Genomic DNA, 12,515 nt, shown 5'->3' with positions numbered 1-12,515 from the left:
TATTCCAATATAATTAGATTTTTAAAAAACCTGCTCCTTGTAAAAGAAGCCGAAGGTCAGCTCCCGCTCCGGGTCCTGAAGCTCCCGGACTTCGTCCAGCCACTCCTCCTGGAAGGCGTAGCCTGCCGGATCGGCCGCATAGGCGTCGATCGCCTTGCGGTAAGCCTTGACCGCCGCCACGTTGTAAGACGTTGGCTTCAGCAGCCCTTCAATTTTGAAGCTGTCTACTCCGGCTTCCATCAGCACATGTAAATCTTCCAAAATGCAAATATCGTCCGAGCTCATAATATGGGTGCCGTTGCGATCCTCGTAAATCGGGAATTTCTCGTCAGGCCGTTCGGCCTCGATCAGGAACAGGCCGCGTTCCTTTCCAAGGCTTCCGCCGGTGATCGGCCGCCCCTGATGAGCCATATAGCTCTCCACAAGCTTCCGCTTGGAGTGATAAATATTGGTCATGCCGTGGACCTGAACCTGGGCCTCTACCTCAAGCTTCGGCACCATTTCCGTGATTTCGTCCATGTTCAGCTCCCGGGCCAGCACGACGCGGGAAGCGCCTTTGCGTCCCCAGTAGTTAGACGTCGCGAAATTGGTCGACGTCATCTCTGCGTTCCAGTGCAGCTTGAAGCCGGGCGCCTCGTGCCTTACCGCGGCCAGCACGGCCGGATCGCCGAACTCTGCGGCATCCACGCCGATTTCGGCAATGGCCTTGATATAGGCCGGAAGCTCGTCCAGCAGCCGGTTCGGCATCAGCCCTCCGAGTCCGGAATATATTTTACAGCCGCGTGCATGGGCCAGCTCAACCGCTGCCGCCGTATCTTCCAGACTGAAATGTCCCGCCAGCCGCATGCCGAACCGGTCGTCGCCGATCAGCAGCGCGTCGGCTCCGGCATCCAGCAGCGCGGCCGCTTCCGCAAGAGAAGCAGCCGTCGCCAGCAGCTCCGGTTTGCTCTTCATCGTGTATCCTCCTGTCATGCCGTCTTAGGCAATCCGAGACGGCCCCGGACGGCATTCTTATTGTTTCTTACGATTTTGATAAGTGCTATATATTTGCCCGGAAACGATACGGTCCTTATGAGGACGTTTCCTTCGCTCCCTGCTGGCTTTTTTTCACATTGGCCAAATGTTCCTTGTACGTCTTGGCGAACAGATGGGTGTGCGTTCCATCTTTTTTCGTGACATAGAAATAATAATCCGAAGCCTCCGGCGCAAGCGCCGCTTTGATCGAGGCTAATCCGGGGTTGCAGATCGGTCCTGGCGGCAGCCCAGTATTCCGGTACGTATTGTACGGACTCTTGATTTCCAGGTCTTTATACAACAATCTTTCCTTCTGGCGGCCCAGCAAATACTGGACAGTCGCGTCGATCTCCAGCTTTTGCCCCTTCTTCAGCCTGTTATAGATCACGCCGGCCACAAGCGGCCGCTCGCTGTCCACAACGACCTCACGCTCCACAAGCGAAGCGACGGTCAGCAGCTCGTGCAGAGTCATTCCGCGTTCTTTAAGCCGGGTCTGCCAATCCGGAATACTATCGAGCTTCTTTTGCAGCTCGTCCATCAGCTTCTCGACAATCTGCTGCGGGGTGCTGCCCTTGACCAGCTCATACGTCTCCGGAAACAGATAACCCTCCAGCCGGTGACGCAAATCCTGATCCGGCGGAACGCCGAGAACCTCCATCTCCTTAAGGCCCTCCCCCTTGTCCATCAGCGACAAAAAGACCGATGCTTCCTTGCCCCACGCCTGAGCCAGCCTGTCCGCAATCTGCTCCGCCGTATAGCCTTCCGGGATGGTGAACACGACCGTTTCCTTTTTTACCACGTCTCCTGCATTCAGCCGGGAAATCAGATTGTCATACGTTGCGCCAGGCGCGGCGCTGTAGGTTCCCGCCTTGAACTGCGAGCCTTCATTGGTCCATTTCAAATAGCCTTTAAATAAAAGAGCGCTGCGGATAATGCCGTGCTTCTCCAAAAGGTTGGCAATTTCCGAGCTGCCCATTCCTTTTTGTACCGTAAAGGTTACTGCGGAGCCAGAAGGCTCAACCGGCTTCATGCCGTTCCATACGTACCAGATTCCTCCCCCCGCCGCAATGATCAACAGCAGCAGGACAATCAACAGATTGCGAATGGCGGATTTCAAACCTACTCCTCGCTTTCCGACTATAAATATAAAATTGTATTCATTTAAATTCAATAGATATTTTAAAAAATAATCATGCAAAAGGAGCGCGGAATGCTCCGCCCTCCCCTGCATGCGCCTGCGGCAGCCGGCCCGAGGGCCGAAAGCGGCAAGCCGTATATGCTTACACTTCGTCGTCCGGAAAAGTCAGCTCGTCGTATAGCTCCGAGACATCTTCCCATTCGTCGTCGTCTTCAATACTTTCCAGCTCCGGAAGGCCATCCGGGGAAACGAGCATGCGCAGAATTTCCGGCTCCCCGTCCTTGTCCGACTCTTTCAGCACCGCATATCCGCGGCCCTGCACTTCAAATTCGGCGATGATCTCGTATACGGAGGCTGTGCCGTTCTCGTCTTCCAGTTCCACGGTTTCTCCAAAAGCTTCTTTCAGCCTGGAGGTCCATTTCACCTGGTCGGCAGAGTACTCAGTCATTCTCCGCTCCTCCGTCCAGCTCGTCAACCAGCGTGTTGAAGGTTTCTTCGACAATCGCCCACTCCTCGTCGTCCTCGATCATGAACAACTGCAGATCGTCTCCGTCCTCTTCATAACGGAATGCGTATACCTCATCGGCTTCATCGTCCTCGGAATCGAGCGGGACGACCATCATGTACTTGGAATCGGAGCCGTCAACCTCGAACTTCATAATAACCTCGAATTCCTCTTCGTTGCCTTCATCATCGGGAATATAAATAATTTCCGGTTCCTCTTCCATGCCGATCTGCTCGTTTGCCATGTGTGCGCACCCCTCACCTTTTACTGTTAGCATCCAAATAATTTTGCAAAATCAGAACTGCGGCCATTTTATCCACAATTCCTTTGCGCTTCTTACGGCTGACATCGCCTTCAATCAGCACCCGCTCCGCGGATACCGTTGTCAGACGCTCATCCCAAAGGTGTACGGGCAAGTTCAGCTTCTCCCGCAGCGCGTTTGCGAATTCAATGCAGATCTCGCCGCGAGGGCCTACTGTGCCATTCATATTCTTGGGCAGGCCGACCACAACCTCGGACACTTCATACTCCTCGATCAGGTGACGAATTCGCTCCAGCTCGCTCCCGTCCCGGCGGCGCTCGATGGTCTCCAGTCCCTGAGCGGTCCAGCCAAAAGCATCGCTTACGGCCGCGCCGATCCGGCGGTCTCCGTAATCCAGACCGAGCTTCCTCATTTGACCTTATCCACCGGCTGATTGGCAAGGTAGAACCGGACCAGCTCTTCAATCAGCTCGTCACGTTCTTTCCTCCGGACCAAACTTCTCGCATTGTTGTGGCGCGGAATATAAGCCGGATCACCGGAAAGAAGATACCCTACAATCTGGTTGATCGGATTATAATCCTTCTCCAACAGGGCGTTGTGGACGGTGAGCAGAATCTCCCGGGGAGATGCCTCTTTCTCGTCGCCCTTCACATTGAATTTGACCGTTTTGTCCATGGAGTCCATCTGTGACACCTTCCTCCTGCGCAGCCGATTTTAATAGCGGCACTCGCAAAGTTGCTGTATTACTGATTTATATCTGTCCCCATCATAACATATTCACGGCCAAACAAGAAAATCCTGCCGGAATATAGCGCTTTTTTGGGATTTTGCCTGCAAAACCCGCAATTTAAGAATGGGCAGCGGACATAAGAGATGAAAAAGCGCAAAACTTGTCCCGCAGGGGCCTAAAGCCTGCTTGGGCGCCTGACTGAAGGCCCGACTCAAAGAGCAAGCCTTTCAGGCTGCAAGTCTTCCAAGGCCCCTCTGTTCCGGGACTCTAAGCGCTTGCGGCCCTTTCAGAACGGGCACGCCCAAAGTGCGTCCATTTGCCGCTCCCCTCGCGGGAAAGGGCAAATGGACGGGCAGCCGACTCTCTAGCCCTGAGCCGCTACCAGCTCTTCGGCCTTCGCCAGCGCGGCAGCCAGCTTGGAGGCGTCCTTGCCGCCGGCCTGCGCCATGTCCGGACGGCCGCCTCCGCCTCCGCCGCATAAGGCGGCGACTTCCTTCACCAGCTTGCCGGCATGGTAGCCTTGCTTCACCAGCGCCTGCGGCACGGCCACAACAAAGTTCACTTTGTCGTCCATGGAAGCGCCCAGCACGATGATCGCCTCTGGCAGCTTCACTTTCAGCTCGTCGGCCATGGAGCGCAGCGCATCCATACTGCCGGCCTGCACGGCAGCCGTCAGCACCTGAACGCCGCTGCCGACCGTCTTCACGCTGCTCGTCAGCTCGGCAGCCGCAGCCGCGCTGAGCTTCGATTGCAGCGACTCGTTCTCGCGTGCAAGCTCTCGCACCTGGCCGCTCAAAGCCTCGATCCGCTTCGGCACATCCGGCAGCGACGATTTCAGCAGCGCGGCAGCCTGCTTCAGCACGTCGAGCTGGCTCTCCGTGTACTGGTAAGCGTAACGGCCGGTCACAGCCTCGATCCGGCGCACGCCGGAGCCGATGCCGCTCTCGCTGACGAGCTTGAAGATGCCGATCTGCGATGTGTTGCTTACATGACAGCCGCCGCACAGCTCAAGGCTGTAATCGCCGACCTGCACCACGCGGACGATATCGCCGTATTTTTCGCCGAAGAGCGCCATTGCGCCCATCGCTTTGGCTTCGTCGATCGGTTTGTTTTCGATGATGACGTCCAGGGCACGCCAGATTTGCTCATTGACCTTATGCTCAATTTCCGTCAGCTCTTCCGGTGTAATCGCGCCGAAATGCGAGAAGTCGAACCGCAGGCGCTGCCCTTCCACGAGCGAGCCCGCCTGATTGACATGGCTGCCAAGCACTTCCTTCAGCGCTTTATGCAGCAGGTGAGTAGCCGTGTGGTTCTTCACCACATCTTCGCGTTCCGTCCGGTTCACTTCGGCGCGGACCGTATCTCCCACTTTCAGCTCACCGGACTCCACGGTCACCAGATGGACATGCTGGCCGCGGGGCGCCTTGAAGAGCCCGTTGACCTTCGCTGTAACCGCACCGCCCGTCAGCACGCCGTGGTCGCTTACTTGACCGCCGCTTTCGGCGTAGAACGGAGTGGACTCCAGAATAACCTGCGCTTCAGCGCCCTCACCTGCGGTGTCCACCAGCTCGTCCCCAACCAGGATGGCGGCGATTTTCGTTTCGGCTACGAGGTCATTATATCCAACAAATTCGCTTTTAACCGTCAATTCGGACAACGCGCCGCCCTGCACCTTCATGCTGCCGCTGTCGTGACGGGCAGCTCTTGCCCGGTCGCGCTGCTCCTGCATCGCCGCGTCGAACCCTTCGCGGTCGACCTTCAGCCCCTGCTCGGCTGCATAGTCTTCCGTCAGGTCGAACGGGAAGCCATACGTGTCATACAGCTTGAACGCATCCGCACCGCTGATCGTGTCCACGCCTTCCGCCTTTGCCCGGTCGCTGATTTCGCCCAGGATGGCCAGGCCGTCGGACAGCGTTTCATGGAAGCGTTCTTCTTCCGTGCGGATGATTTTGGCGATATATTCGCGGTTCTCTACAACGGTTGGGTAGTAGACGCCCATGATGTCGCCCACAACGCTTGTCAGCTCGTACATGAACGGACGGTCCAGGCCCAGCGTCTTGCCGTAACGAACCGCACGGCGCAGCAGACGGCGGATAATGTAGCCGCGTCCTTCATTGGAAGGCAGTACACCGTCGCCTACAGCGAAAGCAACGGTACGGATATGGTCGGCGATGACCTTCAGCGCGATATCCTGCTCCAGATTGTCCTTGTAGTTTACGCCGGCAAGCTTGGCCGTTGATTGAATGATCGGCTGGAACAGGTCGGTGTCGAAGTTCGAATCCACATCCTGGAGGATGGAAGCGAAACGCTCCAGACCCGCGCCGGTATCGATGTTCTTGTTTGGAAGCGGTGTATAGCTGCCGTCTTTATTATGGTTGAACTGCGAGAACACCAGATTCCACACTTCCAGGTAGCGTTCATTCTCGCCGCCCGGGTACATTTCAGGGTCCGACATGTCGCTGCCGTAGGCTTCGCCGCGGTCGTAGAAAATTTCCGTACAGGGTCCGCATGGCCCTTCGCCGATATCCCAGAAGTTGTCCTCCAGCTTGATGATGCGCTCTGCGGGCAGCCCGATTTTTTCATTCCAGAACTTGAACGCTTCTTCATCCTCTGGGTATACAGTAACCGACAAGCGGTCCGGATCGAAGCCGATCCAATCCTTGCCCGTCAGGAACTCCCAGGCCCATGTAATCGCTTCTTCCTTAAAATAGTCGCCAATGGAGAAGTTGCCCAGCATTTCAAAAAACGTATGGTGCCGGCGTGTCTTGCCGACGTTCTCGATGTCATTGGTGCGGATACACTTCTGCGAGTTCGCAAGACGCGGATTCTCCGGCTTCACCCGGCCGTCAAAATAAGCTTTAAGCGGCGCCATCCCTGCGTTAATCCACAAAAGCGAAGGGTCGTTATGAGGAACCAGAGACGCGCTGGGCTCGATTTTATGACCTTTTCCCGCAAAAAATTCCAGCCATTTGGAACGGATTTCACTAGCTTTCATCTAAATACAGCTCCCGTCGATTGAAGTTTAAGAAGAATCGTAAAAATCTGGCAGCGGATAAGCGCTCGTCCGATCCTTGCCAGGATTTCGAAAAAATGAAAACAAAAACGCCCCTGAATAAATTCAGGGACGATTCATATCGCGGTACCACCCTGGTTATCGCCCATTTGCGTCTTGAGCATCCAGTAAAGGTGCTTAAAGATACGCCGCAGCCGAGCGATCGCCTTGTTACAGCCGTTAACGGGGCCATCCGGCGGGCTTTACCCGCACTCCGAAATCAGCTTTCCGCCGGCCCGTCTCCCGGATTCTCGCAGCCGCTTGCGTAACCCGCAAGGGAATCCGTTCTCTGCTGAAGCCTTGTTTCCGGCGTACTTCATTTCATCACTGTATTCATAGCTATGAGGTTAACGCATTTTAACATTATAAGTATATCTATGTCCATCGTTTCTGTCAAACAGCCTTACTGGATCTGCTATGACAACCGGCTGCCCTAGATCGTGGCAATCCTATTTCTTAGCTGTGCGCCAGCCTTAAGACAGAGCCTGTCCGGTTTAAGCGCTGACGGTTACAGCACTGCCGAAGAGCCGCCGTCGATATTGACGGACGTTCCGGTTACATAGGAAGCCGAATCGGATACGAGGAACGCGATCACCTTGGCCGCTTCTTCCGCCTCGCCGATTCTTCCCAGCGGAATGCCGTGCTGCGGGTCGGCCGAGAACTCCTCCCAGCTCTTCTCTGGAGCAGATTGCTTCCACTTCCGCTCGATCTGGTCGCTGCGGATAAGGCCGATGCATACCGCGTTGACGCGAATGCCCGCTCCGCCCAAATCCTTGCTCATCGCTTTGGTCAGCGCGAGCCCTGCGGCCCGGCTGACCGACGTAGGCAGAGAAGATGCGGACGGAGCCTTGCCTTTCACCGCCGTGACATTGACGATCGCGCCGCCGCCCGCCCCGCGCATATACGGGATCGCCGCCCGCGCGCAGTGAACTGCGCCCAGCAGCTTCAGGTCAAGGTCGGCGTCCCATGATTCGGCGTCCACTTCCTCGAACGGCTTGGCCGCTGAGGTCCCGGCATTATTGATAAGTATATCGACGCCTCCAAAATGCGCTCCGGCCGTCTCGACCGCCCGCCGTGCGCCCTCCTCCGACGAGATGTCGGCCTCGATGACCAGCGGCTCCTTTCCCGTCTCTTCCTGAATCCGCTGCGCGGCTGCGTTCAGCGGCTCCAGCGTGCGGGCGACGATGGCCACCTCTGCGCCTTCACTCGCCAGAAGGATGGCCGTAGCCAGACCGATTCCTTTGCTGCCGCCGGTCACTATTGCTTTTTTCCCCTTTAAACCCAGGTCCATGTTAACTCCCCCTTAGATGGCGGACGATACCGCCCTGTTAAAAATTCTCATATGGACATTATACATACTGGCGGTCTCTAAACCTACTTCAGCCAGATGTTCATATTTTCACCTCTTTTTTCCCAAAAACACTCCTTTACAAGAAACGCGAACAGGCGTATAATCTCTAATTGTTCGGACGAAACATCACTGATAATTTCCGTTAACGAGACGTGGCTCAGCTTGGTAGAGCGCTTGCTTCGGGAGCAAGAGGTCGCAGGTTCAAATCCTGTCGTCTCGACCATACTTACAAATGACAAACCCCTTGGTATCCAAGGGGTTTTTATTATTTGGCTCTTTTCTAAAGTATTGTTGCTTCAAATAAATGTCGTTCTACATTATTAAAAACGACAAAAAGCTCGTTTAAAGCCATTTCACAGGCTATAAAACGAGCTTTTTGCTTTACAGGAAACTATCGCAGGACTTAAGAAAACTAATTGCAATGAATAATACCCCTGCTATTCTGATGAGTAACTTCCATCTCCAATTGAGCATCCTTTTTTTATAAGGCCTAATCCCAAGATAAAATGAATCCCAAAACTTTTGTGGAAATAAAAGGCATAGTAATCCTATTAATAGAACACCGATCGTTATAAGAATAGACATATTCAACTCCTTAGATATTATGCCTCCAGTAGAAAGCTGTTGCTATATGGATACTAAGTTCTTCTGCTATGGCTTGATAAAGCTGAAACTACTCCGACTTTGGCAATTCCGAAATGTACCTATAGCTTTAACCAAGCCATTTTGTTATCCCTTCCTAATACACATCGACGTCCTTTCTAAACTCACCTGCCCGCTGATACCGCTTCATCCCCGCAGCCCCATCCGGTTGCCGGAACTATACCGGGCGAGCCCCTGGTGGAACAGTGTCCACGCGCCCATCCCCAGCACAGTTACCGCAGCCACAAGTCCGACCATAAAGCCCCAGTTGAACTCCCGCAAAAAACCGACCGGCAGATAGCTGATGAATCCGGCTGGCAAAACGGTAAACAGCATGATCTTCCCCCAGCTTTTGAAAATATCCGTAGGGTAGGTGCTGAACGATATGAAGCCTATAAACATCTGATACCCGATTCCTTCCGCATTTCCGATATAGAAGGCAAGGGACTGGATCAGCAGGTTAAAAAAGGTGAAGATCATGGCGGCCAGCAGCACCGCAGCGGCGTATTTTAACAGCCCCAGCGGGGTATGCTGCCCGAACCAGACATAGATCACCAGCCCGAACACAAAATCTCCTACCGCCGTTAGCGACATCCGGTTGACCAGCACATTTAGCAGCACCGGCTTGGGCTGAGCCAGATACAAATCCAAGTCGCCGTTCGCCACGATAAAAGCGATGCGCAGTGTATTGCCGAACAGCATATTGGATATGCCAAAGCCGGCCGTGCTGACGGCCCAGACCATCATCACATCGCTCAAGGTCCATCCGTTGATCAGGGGAAACCGATGAAAGTACATTGCCCAGAAGAATAGAAACACCATATTGCTTAAGGCCATCATCCCAGCCGTCATGAAGAAGCTGAGGCGAAACTCCATGGCGCCGGCCAAATTCAGCTTCCACGCCGTAAAGACAAAGCCGTATTTTCGTTTAACCGCCGTTAACATTAAGCTTGTTCACCCCTCTCCTGTACACCAGGCTGAGCAGCAGACCGAACACCAGCCCCCATACAGCCTGGATCCCCAGCATCTGGAGCATTCTCCCGGCTTCAAATTGAACAGCCGTCTTGACCGGAAAATAGATCATGGTCTGAAAAGGCAGCCAGCGGCAGATGCTCCGGAACGGCTCTGCAAACAGTTCCAAGGGAAGCAGCATCCCTCCAATTGTAAACAGCAGCTTGTCATACACGAAGATCAGGCCTTGAATTTCCTCCACCCAAAAAGCGCACAGCGACAGCATCATCCGGATCATAAAATTCAGCGTTACCGCCGCGGCAGCCACCGGCACAAAGCCGAGCCAGCCCCATCCGAAGCCCGGGAGTCCGAAAAGCGTGAGGCCCAGGGCGCCTCCCACCAGCAGGTTGACGACAAGCCTTACGGCAAATTCCCCGGCAAACTCCGCATACCGATAAAGGATGTAACTCACAGGTCTGCACAGCAGGTACCCGATGCCGCCCGTCTTCACCTCGTCCTCCACAGTAATATGAAGCTTCGGCATAGCCGTCACGAGAGATTCGGAAAAAATAAGATACCAGATCAGTTCCTCGAAACGGTAGCCTCCGATAACCTTCTCCCCTGTACCGGCATAAGTGGCGGTCCACAGCTGAATGAAGATATAGAGAATGATGAGCAGAAACAGCGTTCTTACCAGCAAATCCATAACATACATGAGTTGGTTCTTGACCGTTATCCGGCTGACGGCCCGATATTTGCGCAGCTTGACCGATACATTCATAGGGAACCTCCTGAAGCCTTGCCGCGGTGCAAGGCGGCTACGTGCGCAGCTTCCTTCTCCGCTCCTGCGGGATACCCGGCCAAGGAGCTGCGAGTGCCGCCGGTGCGCTCGTATATTTTGGCGATAATCTCTTCCATAGGAGGATCTTCAATGGTTACATCCTCCACCTGGCAGTGAGCGACAATGTACCCTAGAACCTCTTCGATGTTAATCACGGCGGTGTCAATGTTAAGCTTCAGCCCATTCCCTTGCTGCTTCAGGATCTGTACGCCGGGGAGCTCCATAGAGGCGGGTTTCTCCTTCAACCGCAGGTTGATGGTCTTGTAGGTGAGGTAATCCCGCTTCATCCGGGATACCTCCTGATCGAGAATGATATCTCCATGGTTGATGACGATAGCTCTTTTGCACAACTGCTCGATATCACCGGCGTCATGAGAGGTCAGGAACAGCGTGGTCCCTTCCTCTCTGTTCATCTCCACGATCAGGTCGCGAATCTTCTGCTTGACGACAATATCCAGTCCGATGGTGGGCTCGTCGAGGAATACCACTCTTGGGCTGTGGAGCAGCGCCGCCACAATCTCACAGCGCATTCTTTCGCCAAGAGACAGCCTGCGCACGGGAGTGTTCATATAAGGGCCAATCTCAAAGCGTTCGGCCAGATCGTCTCTGCGGCGCAGGAAATCCGTTTTCGGGAGTTCGTAGACGGCCCCGAGCAGCTCGAAGGAGTCCACAGGCGGAAGATGATACCAGAGCTGCGATTTCTGTCCGAAGACGGACCCGACCACGAAGCCCAGCCTGCCGCGTTCCTTCCAGGGGCACAGACCCAGAACCTCTGCATGGCCTGATGTCGGATGGAGAATACCGGTCAGCATTTTGATCGTGGTTGATTTTCCCGCACCGTTAGGTCCCATAAAGGCCAGGATTTCTCCCTCCTCCACCGAAAAATCAATCGGCCTCACCGCTATCTTCTCCCTGTATACCGGCCGGAACAAAGACTGCATACTGCCGCGAAGCCCCTGCCGCTTTTCCTTGACATTGAACACCTTGCTTAAGCCCTGTACACGTATGGCCGACATTGACATTCCCTCCCCGGATTTCCTTCCTCAATAAAAAAAGACCCTGGCATGCAGCTTGCCGGAAGTCGTTGATCTCTATGTACTTCCAATTATTTCTATCGATACTACCATGTGGACAGAGAAGCTGGCAAGTATAATTTACATGGGGTGTAATCATTATCGAGCAAGAACTCGAGCACGTTCTCGTATAGGTAAAGGAATCAAAATACAGATGTCGAATCTTATGAATTAAAGCTTTTGCATCGGCACTCCAGCCACCCGCTCATAAACCTCGGAACACTCAACCCTTTTAACAGCGTCGGCAAAGCTTTCCTCCGTGGAACAAACGGACAGTTTATAGGAAGGATCAACATCATATTGCCGAAAAAAGAACGAATGCGCGTAATGGGTCTGGGCAACGGAAATGGCGCCTGCTTCCCTGTCCTTATGGATCTCAAATGAATCAAGAGGAAGCGTCAATCCTGCGCCGGTAGCTTTAAGATAGCTTTCCTTTAGCGTCCATAAATCATAGAAATACTCCAATTGACGGGACTTGCTTTCCCTAATCAAACGACGGTACTCCATCGGGGCGAAAAATCGTTCGGCAATATCAAGCTCAATCGGCCGGATTTCTTCAATATCAACTCCTATCCATTGTCCATGTTCGGCAACGGCCGCAACGATCCAATTTCCCGAGTGGGAGATATTGAACGCAAAGCTTGGATCTCTCTCAAAAACAGGCTTGCCATGTGGATTGGTAACAAACGTAATCTCTTTGTTTTTCAGCTTGTATTTGTCCATAATCAGAACGCGAACGAGCAATTCGGCCCAAAGAAGACGCTGCGCGTCTTTTGGGCTTGCCATGCGCTTGATGCGTATGCTTTTCTCTGGCGACACATAATCGCACAATTCCATATTTTGCGGAAAACCCTCTTCATACGGCACCGGCAGCGCATAGACCTCAACCATTGATGTCCTTCCACTCCTTAAAAATAGACAGTGAACAGAGGAGTGTCACCCCTGCTCACTGCCCG

At 53.9% G+C, this 12,515-nt stretch carries 13 protein-coding genes and 1 tRNA gene; 2 read left to right on the top strand and 12 right to left on the bottom strand.

The window, feature by feature from the left end:
- Positions 1-21 precede the first annotated feature (21 nt).
- The 7 genes from PSAB_RS08030 to alaS all read right to left on the bottom strand — a co-directional run bounded on the left by PSAB_RS08030 (position 22) and on the right by alaS (position 6,644).
- Positions 22-954, bottom strand: coding sequence for a peptidase U32 family protein (locus PSAB_RS08030; protein WP_025334059.1), 933 nt, complete (start codon positions 952-954; stop codon positions 22-24).
- Between the two features lie 115 nt (positions 955-1,069).
- Positions 1,070-2,131: an endolytic transglycosylase MltG gene (gene mltG, locus PSAB_RS08025; RefSeq protein WP_025334058.1), complete on the bottom strand. Its 1,062-nt coding sequence runs from the start codon at positions 2,129-2,131 to the stop codon at positions 1,070-1,072.
- 163 nt (positions 2,132-2,294) lie between these two features.
- Positions 2,295-2,600 (bottom strand): DUF1292 domain-containing protein, encoded by a 306-nt coding sequence (locus PSAB_RS08020; protein ID WP_025334057.1) that lies wholly within the window; start codon positions 2,598-2,600, stop codon positions 2,295-2,297.
- Positions 2,593-2,901 carry a DUF1292 domain-containing protein gene (locus PSAB_RS08015; RefSeq protein WP_025334056.1) on the bottom strand — a complete coding sequence of 103 codons (309 nt, stop codon included), beginning with the start codon at positions 2,899-2,901 and terminating at the stop codon, positions 2,593-2,595. Before PSAB_RS08015 ends, PSAB_RS08020 begins: the two co-directional genes overlap by 8 nt.
- 13 nt (positions 2,902-2,914) lie before the next feature.
- On the bottom strand, positions 2,915-3,331 hold the full coding sequence (gene ruvX / locus PSAB_RS08010) for a Holliday junction resolvase RuvX (RefSeq protein ID WP_025334055.1): 417 nt from the start codon (positions 3,329-3,331) through the stop codon (positions 2,915-2,917).
- Positions 3,328-3,603, bottom strand: a complete 276-nt coding sequence (locus PSAB_RS08005) for an IreB family regulatory phosphoprotein (RefSeq protein ID WP_025334054.1) — start codon at positions 3,601-3,603, stop codon at positions 3,328-3,330. Before PSAB_RS08005 ends, ruvX begins: the two co-directional genes overlap by 4 nt.
- A 410-nt stretch (positions 3,604-4,013) precedes the next feature.
- A complete protein-coding gene (gene alaS, locus PSAB_RS08000) occupies positions 4,014-6,644 on the bottom strand; it encodes an alanine--tRNA ligase (protein ID WP_025334053.1) in 2,631 nt (876 codons plus the stop codon).
- 95 nt (positions 6,645-6,739) lie between these two features.
- Here alaS and PSAB_RS07995 point away from each other — a divergent pair, with 95 nt between their 5' ends.
- Positions 6,740-6,970 carry a hypothetical protein gene (locus PSAB_RS07995; RefSeq protein ID WP_025334052.1) on the top strand — a complete coding sequence of 77 codons (231 nt, stop codon included), beginning with the start codon at positions 6,740-6,742 and terminating at the stop codon, positions 6,968-6,970.
- A gap of 239 nt (positions 6,971-7,209) precedes the next feature.
- Here PSAB_RS07995 and PSAB_RS07990 read toward each other — a convergent pair whose 3' ends face one another.
- Positions 7,210-7,992, bottom strand: a complete 783-nt coding sequence (locus PSAB_RS07990) for an SDR family NAD(P)-dependent oxidoreductase (protein ID WP_025334051.1) — start codon at positions 7,990-7,992, stop codon at positions 7,210-7,212.
- A 206-nt stretch (positions 7,993-8,198) separates the two neighbouring features.
- Here PSAB_RS07990 and PSAB_RS07985 point away from each other — a divergent pair.
- A tRNA-Pro gene (locus PSAB_RS07985) sits at positions 8,199-8,275 on the top strand.
- 566 nt (positions 8,276-8,841) lie between these two features.
- Here PSAB_RS07985 and PSAB_RS07975 read toward each other — a convergent pair.
- The 4 genes from PSAB_RS07975 to PSAB_RS07960 all read right to left on the bottom strand — a co-directional run bounded on the left by PSAB_RS07975 (position 8,842) and on the right by PSAB_RS07960 (position 12,450).
- The gene (locus PSAB_RS07975; protein WP_025334049.1) at positions 8,842-9,639 is read right to left on the bottom strand and encodes an ABC transporter permease; all 798 of its coding nucleotides are present in this window, start codon (positions 9,637-9,639) and stop codon (positions 8,842-8,844) included.
- Positions 9,623-10,426 (bottom strand): ABC transporter permease, encoded by an 804-nt coding sequence (locus PSAB_RS07970; protein WP_025334048.1) that lies wholly within the window; start codon positions 10,424-10,426, stop codon positions 9,623-9,625. Before PSAB_RS07970 ends, PSAB_RS07975 begins: the two co-directional genes overlap by 17 nt.
- Positions 10,423-11,502 carry an ABC transporter ATP-binding protein gene (locus PSAB_RS07965; protein WP_025334047.1) on the bottom strand — a complete coding sequence of 360 codons (1,080 nt, stop codon included), beginning with the start codon at positions 11,500-11,502 and terminating at the stop codon, positions 10,423-10,425. Before PSAB_RS07965 ends, PSAB_RS07970 begins: the two co-directional genes overlap by 4 nt.
- A 228-nt stretch (positions 11,503-11,730) precedes the next feature.
- A complete protein-coding gene (locus tag PSAB_RS07960; RefSeq protein ID WP_025334046.1) occupies positions 11,731-12,450 on the bottom strand; it encodes a 4'-phosphopantetheinyl transferase family protein in 720 nt (239 codons plus the stop codon).
- Between the last annotated feature and the right edge of the window lie 65 nt (positions 12,451-12,515).

The organism is Paenibacillus sabinae T27 (assembly GCF_000612505.1).
Lineage (GTDB): Bacteria > Bacillota > Bacilli > Paenibacillales > Paenibacillaceae > Paenibacillus_AQ > Paenibacillus_AQ sabinae.
Note: the sequence above shows the minus strand (reverse complement) of the source record. Positions and strands in the feature narration are given on the sequence as shown.

Coding starts and splice junctions, on each gene's coding strand:
- PSAB_RS08030 (WP_025334059.1), bottom strand. CDS start 954: ATGAAGAGCAAACCGGAGCTGCTGGCGACGGCTGCTTCTCTTGCGGAA.
- PSAB_RS08020 (WP_025334057.1), bottom strand. CDS start 2,600: ATGACTGAGTACTCTGCCGACCAGGTGAAATGGACCTCCAGGCTGAAA.
- PSAB_RS08015 (WP_025334056.1), bottom strand. CDS start 2,901: ATGGCAAACGAGCAGATCGGCATGGAAGAGGAACCGGAAATTATTTAT.
- ruvX (WP_025334055.1), bottom strand. CDS start 3,331: ATGAGGAAGCTCGGTCTGGATTACGGAGACCGCCGGATCGGCGCGGCC.
- PSAB_RS08005 (WP_025334054.1), bottom strand. CDS start 3,603: ATGGACTCCATGGACAAAACGGTCAAATTCAATGTGAAGGGCGACGAG.
- alaS (WP_025334053.1), bottom strand. CDS start 6,644: ATGAAAGCTAGTGAAATCCGTTCCAAATGGCTGGAATTTTTTGCGGGA.
- PSAB_RS07995 (WP_025334052.1), top strand. CDS start 6,740: ATGAAAACAAAAACGCCCCTGAATAAATTCAGGGACGATTCATATCGC.
- PSAB_RS07990 (WP_025334051.1), bottom strand. CDS start 7,992: ATGGACCTGGGTTTAAAGGGGAAAAAAGCAATAGTGACCGGCGGCAGC.
- PSAB_RS07975 (WP_025334049.1), bottom strand. CDS start 9,639: ATGTTAACGGCGGTTAAACGAAAATACGGCTTTGTCTTTACGGCGTGG.
- PSAB_RS07970 (WP_025334048.1), bottom strand. CDS start 10,426: ATGAATGTATCGGTCAAGCTGCGCAAATATCGGGCCGTCAGCCGGATA.
- PSAB_RS07965 (WP_025334047.1), bottom strand. CDS start 11,502: ATGTCGGCCATACGTGTACAGGGCTTAAGCAAGGTGTTCAATGTCAAG.
- PSAB_RS07960 (WP_025334046.1), bottom strand. CDS start 12,450: ATGGTTGAGGTCTATGCGCTGCCGGTGCCGTATGAAGAGGGTTTTCCG.